The sequence below is a fragment of the Collinsella sp. BG-O-102 genome, assembly GCF_023656745.1.
Taxonomy (GTDB): Bacteria; Actinomycetota; Coriobacteriia; order Coriobacteriales; family Coriobacteriaceae; genus Collinsella.
This window is the reverse complement of the sequence record NZ_JAMOKO010000003.1, coordinates 108,027-133,054: the sequence shown is the minus strand read 5'-3', so window position 1 is coordinate 133,054 and position 25,028 is coordinate 108,027. Positions and strand designations below refer to the sequence as shown.

24 protein-coding genes are annotated in these 25,028 nt (G+C 60.4%); 13 read left to right on the top strand and 11 right to left on the bottom strand.

Annotated elements, in window-relative coordinates:
• Positions 1-89: 89 nt before the first annotated feature.
• From NBH09_RS10085 to NBH09_RS02685, 4 genes are all read right to left on the bottom strand, one after another.
• On the bottom strand, positions 90-1,232 hold the full coding sequence (locus NBH09_RS10085; RefSeq protein WP_250787000.1) for a GGDEF domain-containing protein: 1,143 nt from the start codon (positions 1,230-1,232) through the stop codon (positions 90-92).
• Between the two features lie 188 nt (positions 1,233-1,420).
• A complete protein-coding gene (locus NBH09_RS02695; protein WP_250786999.1) occupies positions 1,421-2,443 on the bottom strand; it encodes a 2-keto-3-deoxygluconate permease in 1,023 nt (340 codons plus the stop codon).
• A gap of 141 nt (positions 2,444-2,584) precedes the next feature.
• Entirely contained in the window at positions 2,585-2,908 is a 324-nt protein-coding gene (locus NBH09_RS02690; RefSeq protein WP_055310541.1) for an AzlD domain-containing protein, read from the bottom strand.
• On the bottom strand, positions 2,898-3,554 hold the full coding sequence (locus tag NBH09_RS02685) for an AzlC family ABC transporter permease (protein WP_161145017.1): 657 nt from the start codon (positions 3,552-3,554) through the stop codon (positions 2,898-2,900). Before NBH09_RS02685 ends, NBH09_RS02690 begins: the two co-directional genes overlap by 11 nt.
• Positions 3,555-3,716: 162 nt before the next feature.
• Between NBH09_RS02685 and NBH09_RS02680 the strand changes: the two genes are divergently transcribed.
• Positions 3,717-3,860, top strand: a complete 144-nt coding sequence (locus NBH09_RS02680) for a hypothetical protein (RefSeq protein WP_250786998.1) — start codon at positions 3,717-3,719, stop codon at positions 3,858-3,860.
• A gap of 54 nt (positions 3,861-3,914) precedes the next feature.
• Positions 3,915-4,529 (top strand): hypothetical protein, encoded by a 615-nt coding sequence (locus NBH09_RS02675; RefSeq protein ID WP_250786997.1) that lies wholly within the window; start codon positions 3,915-3,917, stop codon positions 4,527-4,529.
• Here the strand turns inward: NBH09_RS02675 and NBH09_RS02670 are convergent.
• Genes NBH09_RS02670 through NBH09_RS10080 form a run of 3 tightly spaced genes read right to left on the bottom strand, consistent with a single transcriptional unit; the run spans position 4,526 to position 8,151 of the window.
• Positions 4,526-5,731: an electron transfer flavoprotein subunit alpha gene (locus NBH09_RS02670; RefSeq protein WP_250786996.1), complete on the bottom strand. Its 1,206-nt coding sequence runs from the start codon at positions 5,729-5,731 to the stop codon at positions 4,526-4,528. The two genes, NBH09_RS02675 and NBH09_RS02670, sit on opposite strands and share 4 nt — an antisense overlap.
• Complete coding sequence (locus tag NBH09_RS02665) at positions 5,732-6,547, bottom strand: electron transfer flavoprotein subunit beta/FixA family protein (protein ID WP_250787007.1); 816 nt, start codon at positions 6,545-6,547, stop codon at positions 5,732-5,734.
• Between the two features lie 2 nt (positions 6,548-6,549).
• Positions 6,550-8,151: an FAD-binding oxidoreductase gene (locus NBH09_RS10080; protein ID WP_250786995.1), complete on the bottom strand. Its 1,602-nt coding sequence runs from the start codon at positions 8,149-8,151 to the stop codon at positions 6,550-6,552.
• 346 nt (positions 8,152-8,497) lie between these two features.
• On the opposite strand from NBH09_RS10080, the gene NBH09_RS02655 reads away from it, so the two are divergent.
• The 9 genes from NBH09_RS02655 (at position 8,498) to NBH09_RS02615 (ending at position 18,245) form a co-directional block, all read left to right on the top strand.
• Positions 8,498-8,794, top strand: a complete 297-nt coding sequence (locus NBH09_RS02655; RefSeq protein ID WP_161115342.1) for a hypothetical protein — start codon at positions 8,498-8,500, stop codon at positions 8,792-8,794.
• Positions 8,791-9,300, top strand: a complete 510-nt coding sequence (locus NBH09_RS02650; protein ID WP_161115341.1) for a hypothetical protein — start codon at positions 8,791-8,793, stop codon at positions 9,298-9,300. The genes NBH09_RS02655 and NBH09_RS02650 overlap by 4 nt, the downstream gene beginning before the upstream one ends.
• 90 nt (positions 9,301-9,390) lie before the next feature.
• Positions 9,391-9,990, top strand: a complete 600-nt coding sequence (locus NBH09_RS02645) for a hypothetical protein (protein ID WP_006234462.1) — start codon at positions 9,391-9,393, stop codon at positions 9,988-9,990.
• A complete protein-coding gene (locus tag NBH09_RS02640; protein WP_161194871.1) occupies positions 9,974-10,255 on the top strand; it encodes a hypothetical protein in 282 nt (93 codons plus the stop codon). The genes NBH09_RS02645 and NBH09_RS02640 overlap by 17 nt, the downstream gene beginning before the upstream one ends.
• Before the next feature lie 18 nt (positions 10,256-10,273).
• Positions 10,274-11,704 carry a hypothetical protein gene (locus NBH09_RS02635; protein WP_161115339.1) on the top strand — a complete coding sequence of 477 codons (1,431 nt, stop codon included), beginning with the start codon at positions 10,274-10,276 and terminating at the stop codon, positions 11,702-11,704.
• A 118-nt stretch (positions 11,705-11,822) separates the two neighbouring features.
• On the top strand, positions 11,823-12,539 hold the full coding sequence (locus NBH09_RS02630; RefSeq protein WP_006234467.1) for a DUF554 domain-containing protein: 717 nt from the start codon (positions 11,823-11,825) through the stop codon (positions 12,537-12,539).
• 87 nt (positions 12,540-12,626) lie between these two features.
• Entirely contained in the window at positions 12,627-14,387 is a 1,761-nt protein-coding gene (locus tag NBH09_RS02625) for a TerB N-terminal domain-containing protein (RefSeq protein WP_250786994.1), read from the top strand.
• On the top strand, positions 14,380-15,684 hold the full coding sequence (locus tag NBH09_RS02620; RefSeq protein ID WP_161115338.1) for an ATP-binding protein: 1,305 nt from the start codon (positions 14,380-14,382) through the stop codon (positions 15,682-15,684). The genes NBH09_RS02625 and NBH09_RS02620 overlap by 8 nt, the downstream gene beginning before the upstream one ends.
• A 116-nt stretch (positions 15,685-15,800) precedes the next feature.
• Entirely contained in the window at positions 15,801-18,245 is a 2,445-nt protein-coding gene (locus NBH09_RS02615; protein WP_250786993.1) for a DEAD/DEAH box helicase, read from the top strand.
• Positions 18,246-18,271: 26 nt separating this feature from the next.
• Here NBH09_RS02615 and NBH09_RS02610 read toward each other — a convergent pair whose 3' ends face one another.
• The 4 genes from NBH09_RS02610 to NBH09_RS02595 form a co-directional block, all read right to left on the bottom strand.
• Entirely contained in the window at positions 18,272-19,150 is an 879-nt protein-coding gene (locus NBH09_RS02610; protein WP_161115336.1) for a spermidine synthase, read from the bottom strand.
• A complete protein-coding gene (locus tag NBH09_RS02605; RefSeq protein ID WP_250786992.1) occupies positions 19,151-21,058 on the bottom strand; it encodes an elongator complex protein 3 in 1,908 nt (635 codons plus the stop codon). It lies immediately after the preceding gene.
• Between the two features lie 95 nt (positions 21,059-21,153).
• A complete protein-coding gene (locus NBH09_RS02600; protein WP_250786991.1) occupies positions 21,154-22,050 on the bottom strand; it encodes a DUF4097 family beta strand repeat-containing protein in 897 nt (298 codons plus the stop codon).
• Entirely contained in the window at positions 22,050-22,772 is a 723-nt protein-coding gene (locus NBH09_RS02595) for a helix-turn-helix domain-containing protein (RefSeq protein ID WP_250786990.1), read from the bottom strand. The genes NBH09_RS02600 and NBH09_RS02595 overlap by 1 nt, the downstream gene beginning before the upstream one ends.
• 267 nt (positions 22,773-23,039) lie before the next feature.
• On the opposite strand from NBH09_RS02595, the gene NBH09_RS02590 reads away from it, so the two are divergent.
• Together NBH09_RS02590 and trmB are read left to right on the top strand one after the other, a co-directional pair.
• Positions 23,040-23,912 (top strand): class I SAM-dependent methyltransferase, encoded by an 873-nt coding sequence (locus NBH09_RS02590; RefSeq protein ID WP_250786989.1) that lies wholly within the window; start codon positions 23,040-23,042, stop codon positions 23,910-23,912.
• A gap of 118 nt (positions 23,913-24,030) precedes the next feature.
• Positions 24,031-24,870: a tRNA (guanine(46)-N(7))-methyltransferase TrmB gene (gene trmB, locus NBH09_RS02585; protein WP_250786988.1), complete on the top strand. Its 840-nt coding sequence runs from the start codon at positions 24,031-24,033 to the stop codon at positions 24,868-24,870.
• Positions 24,871-25,028 lie beyond the last annotated feature (158 nt).

Sequence of the window (25,028 nt, the reverse complement as noted above, 5' to 3'; positions counted from 1 at the left end):
TTTTTAAAGAGGGCGTTCGCACACTTTAGCTTAATGGAATACATCGATGAGCTGAGGGCCGCCACGCACGCAAGCGTGCGACCCTTTTCCTAGCGTATCTGGATGCCGGCTTTCTTTTTCTCGGCCTTGACGCGGTAGAGCTCCGCATCGGCAGCGCGAAGTAAGTCTTGCCAGGTATCAACACTATCGCCGACCCGCGCGCAACCGATGGACATCCGCAATGCATACGGCACCTCGGCATGCGCGAGCTCGTCGTTGATTGTCGCGCACAGATGCATGATATCCTGTTCCGCCGCTGCCTTTTGGAGCACCACGAACTCATCGCCACCATAACGCGCGATAAAGCCACCAGACGCCGAGCAGACCTCTTTGAGCGCAGCGGATATTACCTGAAGAGCATGGTCGCCCTCCACATGTCCATAGCGATTGTTAATCTGCTTAAAGCCGTCGGCGTCCATCATAAGCAGATATACATCTTCGGCCTGATCCACATTTGAAAAGAGCGACAGCATATAGGTTTCAAAACGGTTGCGGTTGTTGAGTCCAGTCAACGGGTCAGTCGAGATCAGTTGCTCCTGGCAGATGATATAGAGCAGCAACATGCTAATCATTATGCCGACACAAAGGCCAGGCACCGAGTATACGATCTGAAAGGTACCGCCCACCAGAGCGGGAACCGCAAAAAAGGCGAGGGTGCGATAAATGGCCTTCTTTTGCAGGCTTTCGACTTTTCGAGCCTGAATAAAGGCATGTAAGGACGTATATATGACGTAGCAGTAGCTAACGATAGGCTGAATCATATAAAGCGCTCCGCGACGATATACGCCCCGCGCATCGATATAGAACATAGCGTGCGTCCAGTAGCTGGTAAATGCCAGAACGACCACCAATGCGGTTGGCAACGTTAAAAGTACCACCCTATAGGGCGTGGTCAGGAGCCGTGAGCCCTGCATCGTCTCGGAATAGAAAAACCAAATGAGGCACGCGATGGCGAACAGCGAAAACGAAACCGCGTTGGAAATCCAGTTGGCCGTGATGCCTACAGGAGTGCTCACGCCGTCCGAGAGCGTCCAGATCATATCGAAGAAAATGTAGGCAGCAGACGTGTAGCCCAGCATGCTAAACAAAAGCTGCTGGGTGCTCGAGAACAGGGAGCGACGGCTTCGTACGGCAAGTCCGATAAGAATAATCATGCACAGCAGGAATATCTCGATCTTGAGTGCCTTTACCACTAGACGCCCTCCCTTCAATATCCAAGTGGCCAGAATCGCCCAATTCGAATCTGGGCAACAAACACCCCCTACTCCGCAGGGGTAAGGGGAATAATAGCAGAGCGACCGAACGTCACTGCAAGACAGCTCTCGTTCGGGCGCTCAAACGGCGCGAGTTGCACGCCGGAATCATTGATGGGTATCGATTGCTACTCGCCATCGATGTCGGTCGCGACAGCCTCTTCGATGGCCTCGACACCGGCAGGCGGCAGGTCTTCCTTGCTCTGGCAGAACTTCTTATCGACCCAGCCGGTCAGAATCGGGGCCATGATTGCCGTGATGATGACGGCAGTGGCGATCTGCGCATACGCGGTGGGCGCAAGCTCGGCATAGCGCGGAGCGACCTCGGCGAGGGCGACCGGCGTGGTCATGGCCGTGCCGGCAATGGTGGAACATGCCACAGCCGCCTTACCATTGCCGCCACACAGGCGCTCGAAGGCAAAGGTAATGGGACCGACGATAAAGAGCGTGATGAGGCCCAGCAGGATGCCCGAAATGCCACCGGCGATGAAGCTCGAAAGGCTCATGGACGCACCGAGCTGAAAACCAATTACAGCGATCGCGGGATTGGCGCCGGGAACCAGCAGGTTCTTGATAAACGGGAACAAGTTGCCCAGGACCATGCCGATAACAAGCGGCAGGATGGATCCGATGATGGTGCCGACGGGGATGTTGGCGAGACCCGAAACACCAAGGATGATCATCGTGACGGCGGGGCCGGCCGTAAAGAACAGGATACCGACAGCGCCCTGCTCGGACTCATCGCCGAACTCGCCCATGATGCCCGTATAGAGCGCCATGTTGCAAAACGTAATGCCGCCGATGATGGAAACCGAGCTCAGGCCTAAAAAGTTATCGTTAAAGAAGTACGCGACGTCCAGACCCAGCGCGGCTGCCACTACAAGCTTAGGAATCAGCACGACGATGCCGGTCTTGATGGCGCCCGGCGTGGACTTAAAGCTGATGCCGGCGCCCACGAACAGCAAGATCGCGGCAACGATGGTGTTGGAGCCGCCGCGGCAGGCAGCCGTAAAGAAGCCGCCGACCTCAAAGACCTGCGGGCAGAAGGTATTGAGCAAAAGGCCGACGATCATCGGATAGATCATGATGTCGCCCGGGATGCGCGGGACCTTGAATTTCTTTTGCTCGCTGGCGGTCGCTTCCTGTGCCATGAAACCCCCATTTCCGCTGACGCAGAACAAAAGCCCACGTCACGCTTTGCTACAGTAAAGTTTGACCATGGTACCAGAAGAAGCAGACCGCCTCGGTGAGAAATTCGATTCGTTAGGCCGGGACGATAACGCGTCCTGCTCCTATACGAGGCTCAAAACGATATAGAACACGATGCCCGAAACGCAGCACCACAACATCGACTTTGTCTTGATTGCCACCGCCACGACGCCGGTGGCCGCAATCCAGGGAACCAAGGCAGGCCAGAGTCCCGCGTCGAACGCGCCGGGGTTCACCAAGTCGTTGGCGACCAGCGCGGCAAAGGCAGCGGGCGGGATATAGCCCAGGGCCTCGGTAATGCGGGGCGACAGGGTCCGCCCGCGCAAGGCGAACGCCGGCGCGATGCGAAAGAACGCGATAGCAGCCCACGACGACAGCCACAGAACCAAGAACTCGTTAGCGGGCATCGCGGGCACCTCTTCCGTCAAATACAGCATCGCACGCCAGCGCAATGGCAATGCCGACCACGACGCTTGCCGGCACGGCAATATTCGCGAGGCCCAAGAACTTGCATACGGCGACGGACACCGCGCCCGAAACCGCCGCGACAACGTTACCGCGCGACAGCCGCTGCGAAAAGAGCAGGCAGATAAAGAGCGAGGTGCAGACAAAGGCTGCAATGGCGGTGGGAACATCGACAACGGCGCCGACGATGGCGCCCATCGTACACGAAACGCCCCATGTTGCGATGAGGATTACGTTGAGCACAAAGGACTCGCGCGGGCCCCAATCCTCCCCTTCAACCAACTTGGCAAGCGAGATGCCATATGCCTCCTCGGTAAGTGTCGCGGCAACAGCCAGCGTCTGACGCTTCGAGGCACCCCTCAGATGCGGTGCGATCGATGCCGAGTAAAGCGCAAAGCGCGAGGAGATTGCGGCGACGCTCGCGACGATCGATGCTGCAGGCACACCCGCCAGCCACAGGTTGCAGATCATAAACTGGCCGCTGCCCGTCACAAACGTACTGCTTAGAGCAAAGACCATCCAGGGCTCCATTCCCGTCTGCCCCATGATCATTCCGCACGGCGCGCCTATTGCAACATAGGTAAGCATCACTGGCCAGACGGTTCTAACGATTTTGAGCACCATACGCTTCTCATCCTGACAAGGTCTCCGAGCCGCATGTAGCGACACGGCAGAATCATCATCCGGCAGCAACCGAGTTCACCTACAATTGCCACCGGATCGAAAGACACAACTTTTTAGGAAGTCATTATGACAGCTATCGATCGAGACCGGGCGCGCGCGGCCTTCAAAAGCTACACCGATGCCTACGACGCCACCAACCCACGCATCGCGCTCAAAATCGAGCATACGTACCACGTGGCCGAGGCATGCGATGCCGTAGCGCGCGAGTAGGGCTGGTCGTCAGAAGATATTGACCTGGCATGGCTTTGCGGCCTGCTACACGATATGGGCCGCTTTGAGCAGCTGCGACGCTGGGACACCTTTAAGGACGCCGAGAGCATGAGCCATGCGGCGCTGGGCATCGAGGTCCTCTTTGGCGAGAATCCCGCCGATGCACCCGCCGTAACGAGCATCCGCGACTTTATCGATGACCCGGCAGAAGATGAGCTCATCCGAGCGAGCATTGCCTATCACAGCGATTTCCGTCTACCCGCGCAGCTCGACGAGCGCACGCGGAGCTTCTGCGATATCGTGCGCGATGGCGACAAGATCGACATTATGCGCACCATCGCCGACAGCACTGTCGACACTATCCTCAAGGTGGACGAGAAGACGTTTCTCGGCAGCCGTTTCTCGTCGCCGACACTTGCCGCCTTTGACGAGCACCGCTGCGTCGCACGCGATGAGCGCGATGAGCCCGCCGACTTCTTGGTGGGGCTTATCTGCTTTATGTTTGAGCTCGTCTATCCAGCAAGCCGCGCGCTGGCGCGCGAACAGGGCGATATCCACCGCCTGCTCGACGCGCCCTTTGGCATTACGCGGCCCTTTACCGACCCCGCCACGCAGGCGACTTGGAGCCGCCTAAAGGACGAGATGCGCGACTGGCTGGCGCGCGCCTAGCGCTCAAGCTGGGCCAGCAGCTCCTCGACGACCTCGACGGCGTCCCCAACAACCTTGTACTGGGCAGCACCAAAGATGGGGGCATCCGGGTCCTCGTTGATGGCGATGATGCACTCCGCCCCACCGATGCCGGCAAGATGTTGGATGGCGCCCGAAACACCGATACTCACGAGAAGCCTGGGCGAAACCGATACGCCCGTCTGGCCAATCTGGTGGCGATACTCCAGCCAACCCGCCTCCACGACGGGACGCGTGCAACCAAGCTCGGCACCCAGAGCCTCGGCGAGCCTTCGCATCAACGGCAGGTTTTTCTTGGAACCAATGCCGCGACCCACCACGACCAGGCGCTCGGCATTGGCGATCGAGGGCTGCTGTCCCCACTCCTCGGCGGGAATCGAGATCTCGACACGAGCCTTAGCATCATCCGCAAGCGATATCTGGGTGATCGTGCCAGAGCGGCCGTAGTCGAAGTCGGGAGCCTTAAAGATACCGGGGCGCACCGTTGCCATCTGCGGACGGTGGTTGGGGCAAATGATGGTGGCCATCAGGTTGCCGCCAAACGCCGGACGCGTCTGTTGCAGCAGTCCCGTCTCTGTATCCATCGAAAGTACGGTGCAGTCAGCCGTAAGGCCCGTCTGCAAACGCACGGCAACGCCGGGTGCCAGTTCGCGACCAAAAGCGGTCGCACCGTATAGGATGGCCTCGGGTTTGCGTTCGGCTACCAAATCGCAGATCAAGCGGGCGTAGACCTCCGCATCGTTTTGGCGCAGGCGCTCGTCGCGACAGGCCAGGACTTCGTCGGCGCCCGCGCAAACCAGATGCTCCAGGTCCCCGAGCGAGCCCTCGGGGCTCATGCCGACCAGTGCCACCAGACGGCAGCCGCGAGCATCGGCAAGCTCGCGCCCCTTGCCCATAAGCTCATAGGCAACGGGAGTCACCGTATCGTGCTCGTCGGTCTGCACGAAGACCCAAATGTCTCGATATGCATCAAGGTCCACCGCACCAGCGGCCTCGTCACACTCGATCGAGATAGCGTTGACAGGGCAGGCGTCGACGCACCCACCGCATAGGATACAGCCGTCGGTTACGCGGGCGCATCGGTTGGGACGCTCGCCCTCCACCACAATGCCGCCCGAGGCGCAGGCGCGAACGCAGCGACCGCAGCCGATACAGGCTTCGCTATCGATAATCAGTCCGCTCATCTATGCCATCCCCTCGATGATCTTGGCAAGTTTTGCCGCCTGCTCGGACGCCGTTCCGTCAACGGCCTCGCACGTTTGGTCACGGTCGGGCACAAACGAGCGCACGACCTGTGTCGGCGACCCGGCAAGACCGCAACGCGCGGGGTCGGCGTTCACGTCGGCGGCACTGACCACGCGCACGTCCGCCTCCTCCGCCGCGCGGATACCGGCAATACTCGGCATACGCAACTGGCCAATCTCCTTGGCAGTCGTCATCGCGCACGGCATCTCAAGGTACACCGTCTCCTCGCCGGCATCGCATCCGTGAACGAGCGCCAGCGAGCCACAGGTCGTAAAGCCCGCGCTCTGCACGCAGCTCACATCGGTCACGCAGGGAATATCAAAGGCACCGGCAAGCTCGGGACCAATCTGGGCCGTATCGCCATCCACCGCCATCTTGCCGCAGATGAGCAGGTCGAAGTCCTCGTCGAGCGCCTCGATGCCGCACTTGAGGGCATAGGTGGTTGCCAGGGTATCGGCACCTGCAAAGGCGCGATCGGTCAGCAGCAGCGCGTCGTCGGCGCCTCGAGCGATGCAGTCGCGCAGCAGCGACTCGGTCGCGGGGATGCCCATCGACACCACCGTCACGCGCACATCCATGCCAAAGCCGATAAAGTCGTCCTTCAGCGCCAGCGCGCATTCCAAAGCGCTCGCGTCAAAGGGATTAATGACCGCCTGTTTGCCATCGCGCACGATGGTATTGGTCTTGGGGTCCATCTTGACCTCGGTGCTTCCCGGCACGGCCTTGACGCACACCACCATATGGAAATCGCTCATCTTCACGCGCCCCCTTTCTGGACGAGCTCATCCAAGAGCTTCTCCGAAAACAGGTTACCGCGGCCCAGCTGCCCGGCAGGATCGAGCTGGAGCTTAAGCCGTGCCGACTCGACCATGGCCTCGTGACCGTACATCGTCTCCAAGAAGCCCGCCTTGATCTTGCCGACACCGTGTTCGGCGGAGACGGCGCCGCCCATGACCGTGACCTCGGAAGCCCACCGGGCAAAGAGTTCTCCGCCGCGGCGGTATTCCTGCGCATCGCGCGGCAGAATGTTCACATGCAGATGGTTGTTACCGATGTGCCCCCAGGCGGCAGATTCAAGCCCACTTTCGGCCAACGTGCGGCGATAAAGGGCGATGACATCGGCCAAGCGTGCATTGGGCACCGACATGTCCGAGCCCAGTTTGGTGATGGCGGGATCCGTGCGGCGGCGCTCGTCGATGAGCATGTTGACGCTCTCGGGCACCGCATGGCGGAAGAACCGCTGGCATTCGCGATCGACCTCGGTGCGCGCAACCCAGGTCGCGTCGTCGCGGCCACCCGCAAGCTCCAGTACCCACCCCAAGTGATACAGCTCCTCAGTCGCCTGAACTTCGTCGTCGCAGTCGAGCTCCACGTAGACACAGACCTTGGCCTCTTTGTCGAGCGCCGGCAGCGAGGCAAACGCCGTCGACTGCTCGCGCTGGCGACGTAGAATATCCAGGGCGCCAGCGTCGAAGTACTCGATGGCAGCCGCATGGGACAGGACGGGACGCACGGAATCGGTGAAGGACACGGCCTTGTCTTCGCTGTCAAAGAAACAGCTCACGCCCCAAACGACCGCAGGCGCCGCCTGCAGGGCAATCTCGAGCTCGGTGATGACGCCGATTGTGCCACACGCACCGATAAACAATTCGATGGCATCCATATCGTCAGCAACGAAATAGCCCGAAGCATTTTTGGTCTTGGGCATGGTGTAGTCGGGAAGGTCAAGCTCGAGTGCACGGCCCACTGCCGTCACGAGCGACAGGTGGCGGCCCTGGGCAAAAGCCTCGCCGCGCTGAAGCTCAAGCAAATCACCATCAGCCAGCGCGACGTGGAGTCCCGTGATATGCGGGCGCATGGGGCCGTAGGCGTAGCTGCGGGCACCGGAGGCGTTACATGCCGCCATGCCGCCCAGACAGGCAGACGCCTCGGTGGGATCGGTGGGAAAGAACTGCTCGGGGGCCTCTTGAAACTCATCGTAGGCCTTAAGCGATGCCTGGTCCCAACCAGCGGTCGGCAGCACCTTCTTGCTCAGCTGCTTGCGCAGCTCCGAGAGCACAACGCCCGGTTCCACGCGCAGCAAAAATTGGCCTTGTTCATCGCGGCGAAGGCCCAAGTAGCGATTCATACGGGAAGTATTGAGGATATGCCCGCCGTGGGGCACGGCACCGGCGGCAAGGCCGGTTCGGGCGCCCTGAACCGTTACCGGGACACGCTCGGCATGGAGCTTTTCCAAAATGGCACGGACCTCGTCTTCCGTTGTCGGAAACGAGATGCTCGATGCTTCGCCCGATGCGCGAGATTCATCGCGGCCATACTCTTCGAACTCGTCGGTGAAGGGTTTGATGGTTGCAGACACGCGAACTCCCCCTTTAGCTAACTACAGTGTTTGCAGGGAGATGTTACCGCATCGTTTCGTCGACGTGTTCGAGACCGTCTCCATAATTGGCGATTTTTACGTTCGTGCAATTCGGCGAGCGGCTTGATTTCCTCGGTAGACGATGCTTTTGACACATATGGCCCCGCCGTCGCCGACCGCGCGATTGTCGCTTGAAAAAAGTTGGAGTATTTTTTGCCGCCTTTTACCTGCGGAGACACCAATCCGTCAAGCATTTGGTCAGCAATTGGTCAAGTAGTGGCTGATACCGTCGGCATCGACAGCCAAAACCGACAGAAGTTTTGGCCCCAGAAGCAGGGAGGTTCCCATGGCATATTACTGGCCCCAGTACGGCATCGCCATCGAAGTCGACGACGATCCCCATCTCCTGCCTTTCGACGAAGAGGCATTCCCCGATACGACGGTCTACCACGTTACCACCGATGTGATCTGCGACCCCGAGTCGTTCTCGGCGCTCGCCCACCGCATCGCGCATACCCACGACATCGAGCTCCCTCCCGACTTCGACGAGCTTGTCTACTCACGCCGCCTGATGCTTCACATGCTCTTTGGAGCGAACCCGTCCACCTTTGCGCGCATCTATACCGCCAAGGATGCCGCATGAGCGCGAAGAAGCCACCCCACTTTGCAGGCCTGGGTCGTCGCAAGAAGCTCATCCTTGCCTGTTTGGCCATCGTCTGTGCCCTTGTCGCCGTAGGACTATACGCTTGGCAGTCGCAGCCCGTACCCGAGGCGGGCGCTTCGGTTACGACGGCCGAGGGCAAAACGCGTCAGGAAATCCAAGATGAGCTCGACGCCATCGTCCGCGACAACATGATGACGATTTCGGTCGCACCGGTCGCTCAGCTGCAGGAGGACGGCAAGCTGCGCGTCAACGTGCAAAACGTCCAAGACAATAAATTTCCCCAGCGATTCCGCGTCATCCAAAACGACGAGACCATGTACGAATCCGGTGTGGTCGAGACCGGCAAGACAATCGAAACGTGCCCCGCCGGCGACATCAAAGAAGGCGAGGCGTACATCGAGATCCAGGCACTCGATGCCAAGACCCTCGACAGCCACGGCAATCCGACACGTGTCAAGGTGCGGGTTGAGCAAGCCGAGAACTAGCTTTTCCGGCCGACGCGGCACCGCACGCAATTCACCAGCATTCGTCCAATCATCGCGGGGACGGCCCGCGGCGAATAGAAAGGAACGACCATGGACATCACCAGGAACATGAACGGAGCCAGAGCGCTCGTCGTGGGCGCAGGGCTCGCGCTCGCGCTCGCAATGGGCGCCGCCCCGACGCCAGCTATGGCAGCCGGGCGCGTTGGAACCACGAAAGTAATGGTCAGGACCGAGATCGACAACGTTGAGTTCAAAGTTCCGACGGTTATTCCCTTCGTCGCCAAGGCCGACGGCACGCTTCAGGGCCCCTCAGAAGACGCGACCACCATCGACAATCATTCGGCCTACGGCATCCATGTCACCAACATGAAGATCGACGCCATGAACACCTGGACCATTGCTGCCGACGCCAAAGCCGGAACCGCACAGAACTCCATCGACTTTAAGGTCGGCCCCGACGGCGCACTCCAGAACGCCAGCGCCGCAACGCAGGGGACGGGCCTCGATCTTTCCAAGAATGCAGCCTTCGACATGGGCTACCAGGGCATTGCCGGCGGCAAGGACAAAATTAAGCTCAAGACAAGCGGAAACGTCGCCCGCGTCACGCGCGACATCTTCCGCGTAACCGGCGAAGGCGATCAGGTTGCAACGATCACCTGGACGGTCGAGCCCGGTGCGCACACGGCATAAGGCTGTCGCCCTGGCCGTCGCCGTCAGCATCCTAGCGTTTGGGCCAGCCATGGCCTTTGCCCAGCAAGAACAGGCGCAGGCCGCCACGCAAGTGACGGTCGACCTCTCGGAGCTCGACCGCGGCGACCGCGAGGAACCGTTGGCGCAGACAGGCGACAGACGATGGCTCTTGGCAGCAGGCGCCGCAGCAGCAGGCGCGGGGACCGCCGGCCTCGGTCTGCACATCAAACGCAGCCAGAAACAAAACACGGACAGGCCGCACTAAATTAGCTAAGGAGACCCCATGGCATCAAAGAACCTTTTGCCCGTCGTCGCACTCTGCGGCGCGCTCGCAACCGGAACGCCCGTCGCCGCTTGGGCGACTCCCGTCATGGCAGACTCCTTACCAGCAGCCCTAAGCTCCGCACCAAATCCGTCGAGTGCCATTGCGTGTAAGCGTTTTTCGATCGCACAAGCCGCAATCTCAACCTCGGGATGCCTTCGTCGTAATACGGACGGCTCGATAGTCGTGGATATCAATCGTTCGAACAAGGCAAACGGCTCCCAGGCGGGGTGCGCCGTCTGCATGTGGCGCTCGGTTGTGCTCGATGCGGATGGCGATCCATGCAATTTAGAGCTGCGCATCGACATCGCTTCGGTCGATGACTCGGCGAACGGAGCGAAGGTCGCCTTCGACGGTACGTTTTTCGAGAAAGGAGGCGGTATATGTCTGGGCTGCGCCGCCGCGAATGCAGACGATGCGCAGCCCACCCTCTCATTCACGGCATCGTTGCGACTGACCAAAGCCGGCACCGATGCCATCGCGGCGGGAGAAGCGTCCCTGCTGTTCTACGCCGTCAGCGCCAAAGACACAAACGCTCATTTCGAGAAGCCAGCCGGATCACTCAGTCTTACACGAGGGATAGAGGCAGGCCCTATTGAAATCGATGCCCACGCGCAAAGCAGGCAACGCATTCTTGCCGACCCGGCGCTTCTCGAAATGGAGTGGAACGGATCCGGAGCCATCGGAATTCTCCCCTCCGCGCTTGACGCCAAGACGCTCCCCTCAAACGACGAACCCATCAACGCAACCATACAAGAAGAGAGCGCGGATAAAGAAGCAGGTGCGGGCGACACGCCGTCGCCGACAAACAGCGCCCCAGCTTCTTTCGAAGCACCGAATGAGCCCGCTGCCGATCCAAACGATCCCGAGCTCGCGGACAGTCTGGGGCTTGCTGATCCTCAAGAGATCGATGAAGGTAACTGTTGCGTGCTTGCCGCACTCGACCACACAGAGGTCATCGACGCTGCGAACATCGAAGTTGCCGCCGCCAATCAGCCCGTCCGCAAGTCGGCTATCATCGCATTTCCCGAATCCATCGAAGTCGTCTTTTTGCCATCGGGCGAGGTCGTGGCCCCAACACTGCTCACCTTGTTGGGCGCCAAGAATACTCGAAACGAAATTAAAAAGGTCACGGTTGTCGACCCTGCAACCACCGCCAAGCTGCGTCTATACGCCGTTGCTCCAGACGGAGGCAAGACCTTGGAATTCGATGGTGACACACTCCTAGCCTGGCGACGTCTGGACATTATGCAAGACGTCTCGTATCAGATCGAACTCGAAGGGTTTGATCGTGCCCGCGATGCCAATATCATCGCCGCGGCTATTGAATCCCCGCAGCGGCTTATGACACTGCGCTTTGAATACTATCCCTATGTCCCGACAACCACCTGAGGCTTAAATGCTGCACATCATTCCTAACACCACTTATATAACGTATTAGATGAGTCGCGATGTGCCTCGCATTTCGTTCTGCTACGATTGCCACGTTGGCATCAATACAGGAGGGCTCATGCCGGGCTTGGGAACAATCATCAACGTTGTGCTTTTAGTTGCGGGCGGTCTTTTGGGATTAGCGGGCGGCCGCTTCATCACACCGCGCATCCAAGACACACTCATGAAAGCATCGGGGCTGTGCGTCCTGTTTATCGGCCTTGGCGGCACCATGCAAAAGATGCTCCTTATCGATGGGAAGGCGCTAGCGACCACCGGCACCACCATGCTCATCGTCTCATTTGCGCTCGGTTCGCTCATCGGCGAGGCCGTCAACTTGGAAGCCGCCATCGAGAACCTTGGCGAATGGCTCAAGCGCAAGACCGGCAGTGAGGGCGATAACGAGTTCACCAACGCTTTTGTCTCGACTTCACTCACCGTGTGTATCGGCGCCATGGCAATTGTGGGATCGATCCAGGACGGCCTGCTCGGCGACTGGTCAACGCTTGCCCTGAAAGGCGCACTGGACTGCATCATCGTCTGCACCATGACGGCGTCGCTCGGACGCGGCTGCATCTTCTCGGCCCTGCCCGTAGCCGTGTTCCAGGGGACGATCACGTTGTTTGCCGGCGCGCTCTCCCCCATCATGACCACAGCAGCCCTCAACAGCCTTTCGCTCGTAGGCTCCATGCTCATCTTCTGCGTCGGCGTCAACCTCATCCGTCCTCAGACCTTCCGCACGGCCAATATGCTCCCCTCCGTCGTCATCGCCGTCATCTACGCCCTCCTGTTCTAAATCTATCAACGCAGCGGTATCTCGAACACCTGTTTGATGCTGTGCTATGATATGAGGTCACCGTAGCTGCGTTCGAGAGGAGGAGCGGTGGCCGACCAGGACATCAAGATGCTCATCGAGCGCATTATGGCCGAGGCCCGGACCCATCAGTCTGCCCGCTTCTCACATGAAGTCTACGCAGACGAGCCGATTCTCAAAACCGGCCGACAGATGCAGAATTTCCTCCCCGACCAGTACCGTAAAATGCGCGAGATATCGCGCTGGCAGGATGACCCCAAGGGCGGTGCGGGCCGCTGGCTTTCGGAAGCCGAGCTTTTTTACCGCCAGGGCCTGCTGATGGCCGACTTTGAGGACGACTGTCCCTACAACGGCACCTTTAAGTCGTACTTTCCCACCTACAACGCCATGAGCGACCGGCAGCTGCGCGGCTACTTTACCTGGCGTGCCCAAGTGCGCCGCGGAACCGTCGAGGAAACGTCTACGTCCTTTGCCTTTCTGTATCTCTATGAGCTGATTTGCGGCATTGGCGTAGATGACCCGCTCGACGGTTTTAACAAGATCAAGGCCTTTTGGGATGTCTATCGCGCCTTCGAGCCCGGCATTGATCGGTTTGCACGCGTGTGGTTGCAGGATTACGCCGTATTCCATGGGCTCGACCCCAAGCTGCTCCGCGACTCTAAAACCGTCATGTTCGATAACGCCCTTATCGAGCTGCGGCGCGCGGCACGAGACCTTGTACCGGCACCGGCACCGTCCGACCAGACCCCCAAACGTCGCAAAACCTCCGAGCCCACGCTCCCCCTTCCGCCCGATGAGGTGCGCGAGGAGCGACTCATGGCCGCCATCAACGCCCTCTCCACGTACAACCTAAGTAACTCGCGGCTCGACCGCAGCCACCACCGCGATCTGCGCCACGTGGCATGCGCCGTGTATGTCCGCATGGCGCGCTACTATGACACGCACCGAAAGACCGGCATCGTAGCGAGCTTGTTTGGGGAGGAGACGGCCATGCCCTACACCATGTTTGCCTCGGCCGTATTCTTTGCGCCCGAGCGCCACGAGGACTGCGAATACCGCCTGGATCCCATCCACATCTACCGTTGCCAAAACGGCTTTTGGGAATGTATGCGTATCCATGGTAGTAGGCAAAAGAGCAGCAAGCTCGGTGAAATGATGCGCGCCTGCGACCAACGCCTGCGCCTGGCGCTGGACCCCGCCCATCCCCTTAAGGAAGAAAAGGTCCCCAAATATCTGGCCAAGATTATCGATGACGAGATCATGGCATGGCTTTCGTGGGACGCCGCACACCAGCCCGTCAAGATCGATATCGATCTGAGTCAGCTGGGGCACATTCGGAGCGCCGCTGCGCAAACGCGCGAAGCACTTTTAATCGACGAAGAGCGCGAGGACGGCGCACCTGTGGAAGCCGAGGCAGCGGACTCAGGGCAACCGGAAGCCGAGCCCGTAGCCGACGCGATTGTCGAGGCGGTCGCGGCACCCATTCGGCAGGACGAGACCGACGAGCCAACCATATCCACCGAACAGTTTGGTGTCGTGGCACCGCTTCTCGCGCCGACGCCCGCGTTCGCAGCTGTTGCGCCCGCTGACGCCACGAACGAACTCACGCCTGCCGCAGACGCCTATCTCCGCGCGCTGCTCGAGCACAACGCAGTACAGGCGGAATCGGCGGTAGTGCAATCGGGACAGAGCGAGGACATGCTCGTCGATACCATCAACGAGGCGCTCTTTGACCTGGTGGGCGACACCGTAATTGAATTTAGCGCGGCAGGGCCGCAGATTATTGAGGACTACGAAGCAGACGTGAGAGGATACCTAGACCATGAGTGATACCGCATCCGCAGCACCCCGCGTGCCCAAGCGCGTCGCTGCCGTCATTCTCAACTCGCTCAAGGGCGGCGTGGTCCCGCGCATCGGCCTTCCCTACATTACCGTAGGGCGCGAGGTCGAGATCCGCGCCCTGCTCACCGATCTGAGTCTCATCGCCGACGGTGGTGCGAGCTTCCGCTTTCTGGTCGGTCGTTACGGCGCCGGCAAGAGCTTTTTGCTCCAGACCATCCGCACGCACGCCATGGGTGAGGGATTCGTCGTCGCCGATGCAGACTTATCCCCCGAGCGCCGTCTGCAGGGCGGGCAGGGGCAGGGCCTTGCCACCTACCGCGAGCTCATACGCAATATATCGACCAAGACGCGCCCCGAGGGCGGTGCGCTCAACCTTATTCTTGATCGCTGGGTCGCCTCGTACGCCGACGTCGACGAGTCGGTCGTCAATGCCCAACTGGCCCCGCTCGAGGAAATGGTCCACGGCTTCGACTTCACCCGCATGCTCCGCCGCTATCGCACGGCCGTATCCGAGGGCGACGAAGAAGCCATGAGCCGCGTGACCAAATGGATTCGCGGCGAGTACCGCACCAAGAGCGAGGCACGCGCTGAGCTGGGCTCCTCGACCATCATCAGCGATGACGACTGGTACGACTACGTTAAGCTCATTGCACGCTTTTTGGTCTGCAGCGGATACAAGGGCATGCTGGTGCTCATCGACGAGCTCGTGAATCTGTATAAGATTCCCAACGCGATCACGCGCCAGTACAACTACGAGAAGATCCTGACCATGTACAACGACACACTCCAGGGCAAGGCGCAGTACCTGGGCATGATCATGGGCGGCACGCCAACCTCCATCGAAGACCGCCGCCGCGGCGTGTTCTCCTACGAGGCCCTGCGCAGCCGACTCGCTCAAGGCCGCTTTGCACGCGAGGACCTTAAGGACATGCTCGCGCCCATCATCCGTCTGCAGCCACTCACCTACGAGGAGCTGCTGGTGCTGATCGAAAAACTCATGCAAATTCACGCCGGCTACTTTGGCTGGACGCCCACGCTTACCGAGAACGACTTGGTGGACTTCCTCAAGATCGAGTTCGGTCGTGTGGGAGCCGACACACATCTGACGCCGCGTGAAGTCATTCGCGACTTTATCGAGCTGCTCGACATCCTATGCCAGAACCCCGACGCCAACGTAGCCGAGCTGCTGCAAAGCGTCGGCGGCGACGCGCTGGTGCCGGCAGCAGCAACAGGCGACACCGGCACCGCAGGCGGCGACCGTAACTTCGCCGAATTCACCATCTAACCTGCCAAAAAGGGACAGGTTTATTTTGGCAGGTTTTATCTGGGCGAACGTTGAGACTGTAATGCAGCAAGCCGTTGCCAGCCGCGTTGAGAGATTCGTTTTTGAGAGGAGGCCCCGTGAACGCCTTTGACCGCTACGCCCCGTTTATCCAAGACTTCATCTACTCCCACGATTGGGAGAGCTTGCGCTCTATCCAGGTTGCGGCGGCAGATGCCATCTTTAACACGCAAGACAATGTGCTCCTGACGGCATCCACGGCTTCCGGCAAAACCGAGGCAGCCTTTTTTCCCATCCTGACCGAGTTTTGGGAGAGACCGCCCGCAAGCGTGGGCGCCCTCTACATTGGCCCCCTCAAGGCGCTCATCAATGACCAATTCGTCCGCCTCAACGACCTGTGCGAAGAAGCCGATATCCCTGTCTGGCACTGGCATGGCGATGTCTCGCAGTCGCACAAGGCTAAGCTCATCAAAAAACCGAGCGGCATCTTGCAGATTACGCCCGAGTCACTCGAGGCGCTCCTGATCCATAAGCACATGGCAATCCCTCGTATGTTCTGCGACCTGCGCTATGTGGTTATCGACGAAGTCCATTCGCTCATGCGCGGCGACCGCGGCGGGCAGACGCTCTGCCTTATCGAGCGGCTCTCGCGCATGGCAGGCGTGCAGCCCCGCCGCATCGGTCTGTCAGCAACCATCGGCGACCCCGAGCGCACGGGCGCCTTCCTGTCGCAGGGGACGGGACGCAACTGCGTCATCCCACGTTTTGAGGAGCCGCGCCGCGTGTGGCGCATCTCCATGGAGCACTTCTACAACTCGGGTCCCCAGGCGCAGCAGCGAGGATTCGCGAGTACAGGTCCGCAGGAAGCCGAAGTGCTCGCATGCGAGCGCATCGAGGCGGTGGCGCCCACGGCACTGCCCGCCGGCGCCCAAGACATGCGTCACAGCGGGCAGCTCACACAAGAGGAGCGCCGTCAACGTCGTGAGCGGGCACGGGGCAAGGCCGCTCCCAAAGACCGTCGCACTTCCTCGGCCCCCGAGGGCGAAGTCGACATCCCACGAGCGACCGAGCAGGCGCTTCTCAACCCCACCGACACGGCGCCCGACAACGCCGACCCCGGTATGGGCTATATCTTTGAGCATACGCGCGGCCGCAAGTGCCTGGTCTTTGCCAACTCGCGCGAGGAGGCAGAGGCCGTGTGCTCCATGCTGCGCAGCTACTGCGAAAGTCGACACGAGCCCGACCGCTTTCTAATCCATCACGGCAACCTTTCGGCATCGCTGCGCGAGACGGCCGAGGAGCTCATGCGCGACGAGGAGCAGACGCAGACAACCGTCACCACCTCTACGCTGGAGCTCGGTATCGATATCGGCCGCCTGGAGCGCGCCTTCCAGATTGACGCGCCGTTTACCGTCAGCTCCTTTTTGCAGCGCATGGGGCGCACGGGACGCCGCGACCTTCCGCCCGAGATGTGGTTTGTCATGCGCGAGGAAGAACCCGAGCCGCGCACGATGATGCCCGAAACCATTCCCTGGAAGCTCCTGCAGGGTATCGCGCTCGTACAACTCTATCGCGAGGAAAAGTGGGTCGAGCCGCCCGAGCTCGATCGACTCCCCTACAGCCTGCTCTATCACCAGACTATGTCGACCCTCGCCAGCACCGGCGAGCTCACGCCGGCCGAACTTGCCCAACGCGTGCTCACGCTCAGTTATTTCCACCGCGTCTCAGCCGATGACTATCGCGTACTGCTGCGCCACCTCATCAAGATCGACCACATCCAGGTCACCGAGGGCGGCGGGCTGATCGTGGGTCTCGCGGGCGAGCGCATCATCAACAACTTTAAGTTCTACGCCGTGTTCCAGGAAAACGAGGAGTTCACCGTTCGCAGCGAGTCGGCCGAGCTGGGCACGATCGTCAATCCGCCCCCGCCCGGTGAGCGCATCGCCATCGCCGGACACTGCTGGATTGTCGAGGAAGTGGACTGGAAGCGCCACACTGTCTTTGCCACGCAGGTCAAGGGCCGGGTGCCGGCCTACTTTGGCGACTGCCCCGGAGACATCAATACGCATGTACTCGAGCGCATGCGCAAAGCGCTCAACGAGCATGCGGCATATCCGTATCTCATGGGCAACGCACGGGCACGTCTTGCACAGGCTCGCCATACGGCCGAGATTTCGGGCGCGGGGGCCAAGCCGCTCATTAACCTGGGCGGCGACACCTGGGTGCTCTTCCCCTGGCTGGGCAGCTACGCCTTTTTGGCGCTCGAGCGCTTGCTTAAGATTAAATGCGCCGCAAAGCTGGGCCTTCGCGGGCTCGATTCGTCGCGTCCATACTTTATGCAGTTCAAGATGAAGGCCGACAAGGAGACGTTCTTTGAGGTGCTCGCAGCCGAGGCCGAAAAGGACTTCGACCCCATCGAGCTCGTCTATCCCGGCGAGGTACCTTACTTTGATCGGTACGACGAGTTTGTTCCCGAAGAGCTCGTGCGCAAAGGCTTCGCCGAAGGTGTGCTCGACATCGAAGGCATGAAGCAGCGTGTCCGCAGCTGGCGCGACCACGCCTAAGACCAGTCTTTTTGGGACGGAGAGACTTACTTGTCGTGAAGGACGGTGCCGAGGAAGTCGGTGTCGAAGGGCACAGCTTCGGCAAAGGCGTAGTCGCCGTCGCTGGCGATGAGTAGATAATTCTCCTCGCCGCCGAACTCCGTATCGCCACAAGGCACCATCCAGGCGCGAGCGAACACCTCGAGTGCCGTGGCAACGCAATCGCGCAGGAACGCCACATCGCTCCCCTCGTTTGCACTCACGATATTGGCAACGTAGACGCCACCGACATTTAGGCTGCCCCGCACCAAACGCAACGCCTCAACCGTCGCCAGCTCGCGTACGGGCTCGGCACCGCCAAAGCAATCGCTCACGACCACGTCGTAGCGACGATGGCCCACACTCGTCACGCCCAGATATGAGCGAGCCTCAGCGGTAATCACCCGCAAGCGGTCGCCCACCACGCGCTCCAGCTCGTCCAGGTAGAACCAACGGCGCGCCAGGCGCGTAATCTCGGCATCGTACTCAATGACGTCCATGCGCAAGCTCTCGTGCGACATCAGCGCGAACTTGGGATAGGCAAACCCACCGCCGCCCAGCATAAGCGTACGGTCGATACCGTGACCATAAGCGTCACGCATTGCGTCCTCGGCCTCAAACACATCGTCAAATGCACGATAATACGCAAAGACGGGCTCTGCCCAACGATCGCCAACATAGCTTGCGCTTTGGTAGACGCCGCCCTGCACGAGCACGCGAATCTCATCGCCGCCCTCATCGTGCACGCGTTTCACGCGCGCCAACCCATTGCGGGTTCGCGCAACCTGCAGACAGGCAGCACGAACAGCGACAGCGGCCGCACCAAGCGCCGCGGCTCCCAGAGCAACGCCGGCAACGACGCCGGCAGAAACACTCGGCTTGTTCATCTAGAGCTCCTTTTGCAGATAAAGGCCATGGTCATAAAATCCAAGATGGCGATAGTACTCGCGTGTGCCAATCGCGCTAATCACGTTGATGCGCGCATAGCCCGCATCTCGGGCAATCTCGCACGCACGCTCCACGAGCAAACGCCCCAACCCGTGATGCTGCGCCGCCTGGCCCTGGTCACCCACGCGTGCCGCCATGCCATACACGTGCACCTCGCGAATCATCGCCTCGTCCGGCGTCGTCGGCAACTCGTCCGCATGCGCGGCAACAAATGAATGGTCGGGCAGCGACAGGCGCAAAAAGCCCGCGATCTTGCCCTGCGGCGTCACCCACTGCAAAAAGCGCTCGTAAGTCACCGGCGTCTCGTACGCCGCTTCCTCATCAAGAGATAGCTCACCCAAGTCGGCACCCGCCGTACTGATCTCGCGATAGCGAATCTCGCGCACCGTCGCACCGTCACCCCGAGCAGCCAGGCGGTTCTCAACGAGCTGACGCAGGTTGGGCTTCTTGTTGCCCACCATGATGTCGTCGGAACTAAAGTCGCGGATCATGCGACTGATACGGCAGAACGCCGGCGTCACCACGATGTCGTCGGCCAGCACGTCGAGCAGTTCTTCCTCGGTATAGGGGCGCCACTCGCCGCGCTCGTAGCAGCCCACCAGACGCGAGCCCTCGATGAGCGCACACGGGTAGACCTTGACCTCGTCGGGCATAAAGGCCCCCTCAGTCATAAAGTGCTCGTAGTCGCGCTTGTCCCCCTCGGGTGTGGCGCCCAGCAAGTTGAGCATAAAATGCGCGTGGATCTTAAAGCCAAACAGACGCGCAAGCGAAAACGCCCGCTCGATCTGCGCCACCGAAATGCGACGCTCGTTGATATCGAGCAGGTGCTGGTCAAGGCTTTGGATGCCCATCTGAATCTTGGTGCAGCCCAGGCGACGAATGAGCGTGAGCGCCTGTGGCGTCACGGCATCGGGGCGCGTCTCGATAACGAGCCCCACCACGCGATGCTTCGCCGTCTCGTTGATGCGCTGCTGACGTTCAAGCTCCTCCATCGTGGTCGTCTGCCACTCGGCGACCTCGCCCCACGGCGTACCGGGACCGTACAGACGACGCACCGCGCGGTTATAGCCACCCACGGCAGCATCCACACGCCCCTGCTCGTCGGCAACACCGCTCGCAAGCTCGGCCTCGTCGGTCGCAATACCGGCAGCCCGATAGCGCTCACGGCGTTCTGTTACCACCGGCGGCAAGGCATCGGCAGGAGCGTCATCGAGTAGACGCCCTGCCTCGGCACGGCTGATGCCCGGACGCGCCAACATGGGGTTGGCAGCCACGCCGGCGACGGCATCGTCATTGAGCGCACGGAAAAGCTCTGACATAAACCATGTCTGATAGCCTTCCGGATAGTCGCTCCAGGTGCCACCGAGCACAATGAGCTCTATCTTGTCGGTCGCATGCCCCATCTGCGAAAGCGCGGTCAGACGAGCGCTTACCTGCAGATACGGGTCAAAGCAATTTTGCTCCGCACGGGCGCATGCCGGCTCGGCGTGCAGATAGCTCTTGGGCATGCGCAGGTCGTTGGGGCAAAACAGGCAATCGCCCGAGCACGGCCAGGGCTTGGTGATGACGGTAATGGTCGCCACGCCCGAAGCCGTGCGGCGCGGCTTCATACGCAGCACCTGCAGCAGTTGACGTTCCAGATCGGAATTGACATTCCACGCAGCCCACCGAGCCGGCTCCTCACGTTTAACCCGCTGGTAGAACGGCAGCAGACGGCGCTTGGCCAAATCGCGCTTGTCGGCACCCTCGCGGCGCGCCTCGGCATGTATCAGTTTGACGAGTGCCTTGTCGTCCACGGTCTCGCCGCGACGCAGAGCCTCGAGTATGTTCAAGATAATCTGTTCCATGACCCCATTGTAAAGGCAAAGGCGCCGGAGCCAATCTCAGCTTCGGCGCCTTCATCAAACAGCGCGTCTATGTACCGATCTCCGAAAACCTCATGTCACTCCGGATCAAACGACATGTCGCCCGAACCGACCTCAAAACGATACGTGGCAGACTTATCGCCGTTATCGAATTCAAGATTCAAAACGGTCTCGCCGTCGTAGCCAAGCGGAAGGAAATCGCTCTCGAAGTCGCCGCTGCCCAAGGTGAGGCTCGCCTTAAAGCCCGTCGAGTTCGGAACCGTCATCTCCACATCGCCCGAGCCCACGCTCACGTCCATCGACTTCGCGGGGGCCTGGTAGAGCTCGAACGTCACATCGCCCGAACCGACCTCGGCATTCAGGGTATCGGTCACGGTACCCGTAAACTCGACGTCTCCCGAGTCCAAAGTCAGGTTGAGGTCATGACACGCAATGCCCGCGACCGTCAGATCACCCGATCCCACATTCGCTGTGATGCCCACCATGTTATCGGCAACATCGCGCGGCAGTTCGACGGTAACCGTGCGGTCAATGGCGCGCTCGTCATCGCAATCGAACTGGCGAATCTTGAGCGTAGAACCCTTGATTTCGGCCAGGTTCTGGGTTGCCGCATCGAAGGCAACGGTCCCCGTTGCCACGCGACCGCTTTCAATTACGCGCACTGGCCCGCCGGAGACGTGTTTGACCTCGACCGTGCCCGACGTCACGTCCAAATCAAGCGATGTGAACGCGTCGGCATCAAACGTTTCGCTCGAAAGCTGTTGAGGCCGAGCGGAATAGTTACCGCTATCCAAAAGATCGTCCTCGTCAAGCGCATCGTCCATACCAGACAAGCCGGATACAACATCGTCGAGATCCCACGGACCATCAAAATGAATCAATGTCCGCGAAATGCCAAAGACAAGTCCGATGATGAGCACGAACGCTCCGATGCCAACGCCCAAGCGTACCTTGGATTCATGCGAAAGCTTCATCATTCATCACCCTCTTTGGCACTCGGCTCAGCGGTGGCCGCGGCAGCCATGCCAGCGTCAACCGCAGTGGAAACGTCCTCCCCCTTAGTCCTAGCGACCGCCGGCACCGGACCAACCTGGATATCCCCACGTGCCCAATCGCCATCAAGCGCACGTGCCACCCAGTGATAGATAGGAATCGTAAAGAAGATCAGTGCGGGAAAGGGGCTGGCACCAACCAGGAACATCAGTAAAAAGAACAGTAGCCAACACACGGCCCAATACGGGAACGACTGGAACGGGCCCTTCACCGGAGTCGAGCCAACCGCAGTGCCACTCGTCGCCTGCGCCGTAGCGGCATTGGCGGCCTGCGCACTCCAGCTTGCCGCTTGCGCCGCCTTGGCCGCAGCATCACTCGCCTGCGTTGCCGCCTCGGTAGCGCGCGCCGCCGCCTCATGGGTGCGAGCACGCTCTGCCGCCTCGGCCTCACGCTGACGGGCGCGGTCCTCGTTCTCAAACTCGATATCGTCCTCGATCTCGTCGCTCGGATTGAGCAGCTCGTCTAGGCTCACGCCATAGAGTTTGGCGAGTGAGATCAGGTTCTCGGTATCGGGCGAGCTCTCCGCGCGCTCCCATTTACTGACTGCCTGGCGCGACAGCCCCAGCTTTCGCGCCAGCCCTTCTTGGCTAAAACCCTTGCTGCGACGAAGGTCGGCGAGCCGCTGCGCAGTTTCTACATTCATGGTTCCTCCTATGTGATGCCAGCCGTGCCGCCGGACCGTTTTTGTTCTTAAGGCGCCTTGCACAGTTAAAAATCTATCCGCCACCGCCAAAAGCATGCCACCTATTCTAGTGAGATTTTTGACAACCGGCGGTTGCGGGCACATATGAGCTGCGGAAATGTGTCCAAACAAAGCAATGACCCACGGCTCGGTTGTCCCCGTTGCGGCGTTAACGGTAGTATGGTCGTACTGTTTATTCCGCACCGCCAACGGAGGGAGTCCCGCGCCGTGAACCGCGATTTCGCCTCATCGCTCATCCAGCTCAACAACACGTTCTATCGCGAGCACTCCGCTTCCTTTTCCGATACGCGCCAGGCCCCGTGGCCCGGCTGGGTGCGCACCATGGACATCGCGCTCGGGCAGCTCGACGTCGCCACGATCGAGCATCCCGTCCGCGTCTTCGATCTTGCCTGCGGCAATATGCGATTCGAGAACTTTGCCGCCGGCGGCGCACTTGCCGCCAAGGGCGTCGACGGCGCAAACCCCTCGGCAGATGCCAGTTGCCCGTTTGAGTTCTATGGTGTCGACTCGTGTCAAGACCTGGCCATCGATGCACATGGCCACGCGCTGCGCATTCCCAACCTGCACTTCCAGGAACTCGACGCGCTCGACGCCCTTATGAAGCTCAACCCCGCCGAGACGCCCGACGTGCTTTTCGACGCCCCGCTCGCCGACATCTCGGTCTGCTTTGGCTTTATGCACCATGTGCCGTCGTGCGAGTACCGTGTACGCGTGCTCGACGCTCTGGTGCGCCAGACGCGCCCAGGCGGCATCATCGCCATCAGCTTTTGGGAGTTTATGAACGACGAGCGCATGGCGCGCAAGGCCGTTCGAGCCGAGGCCCGCGCCGAGCTCACCCCGCCGTTTGAGGGTTACGATTCCGCGCAGTTTGAAGCCGGTGACCACCTCATTGGCTGGCAAAACGACCGCCACGCCTACCGCTATTGCCATCACTTTGACGATCAGCAGATCACCGACCTGGTGCGCGGCGTCCGTACGTTCTACAAGAGCGGCGAGGTCCCCGTGCGCGAGCTCGAGCGCTTCCATGCCGACGGTCGCAGCGGCGATCTCAACCGCTATGTGATCCTCAAGCGCCTGTAGGCATCGGCGACTCGCCGCCAAGCCGCATCGCATCTTTCGGGCAAGCTATGCCCACCCTTTTTCAACCCATTGGCGGAACGCGCGGCCATGCGTTCCATACTTATGACCAAGGAGCCTCATGGGAGCCGTCCACGTTCGCACGCCTAAGAACTTTGTGCTCGAAGAGCGCCTGGAACGCTACGCCGATGCGATTGAGACGAACCCCGAGGTCTATGCCGGAGATTGGCGCGAGGCCTGTGCGCCCGCAGGCGGCAAGTCCTTCGAACACCTTCACCTGGATCTTGGCTGTGGCAAGGGAACGTACCTTATAGAGCGCGCGGCCCACGAGCCAAACACGCTCTTTATCGGTATGGACCAGGAGCCCATCTGCATCGCCTATGCCGCACAGAAAATCTGCGAGCAGGAGCTGTCCAACGCACTCGTCCTGCCCCGAGGCGCCAAATCGCTGCCGCAGCTGTTTGCCGCAGGCGAGCTCGATGCCATCACCATTAACTTTCCCACGCCACAGCCCAAGGCCAAGTACGCCAAAAAACGACTCGTCCATGTCGACCACCTAATGCTGTACCGCCCGCTCTTTGCAGCCGGCGCTACCGTCACGCTGCGCACCGACAGCAAGCCGTTGCGCGACTACGCCCTGGGGCAGTTTGCCGCGGCGGGCTACGACACACTTTGGGTAAGCGATGACGTGCGCCGCGACCATCCCGAGCATCCCGAGACCGAATATGAATGCCGCACGCGCGAGATGGGTGCCGCTGTATATGGTATTTGCGCCACACCCTGCGCGCAGCCCAGCGATGAACAGCTCGCGGCGGGCCGCGCGCAGGAGCAAAGCCTTGCCTGCTACCTGCCCGAAAACCTCGATGAGCTCACCTACGTGCCTCTCGGCATGGAAGAGGCCGTCGAGAACTTCAGAAACCGTGCCCGCAAGGGTAAGAAGCGCCTGCCGCAAGAGTCCTAGGGGCTTCTGATGGTCGCGGCGTCGGCAAACATACGCAAATAGGCGCTAGCGAACGGCCCTCAAGCCTAAGTGAGTAGACTTTTTTGCAATAGCCAAGCACAGCCCGCATAGCGAAACATAAAACCGCAGGTAGAGCCCTTGCGCAAAAGCCATGTGCT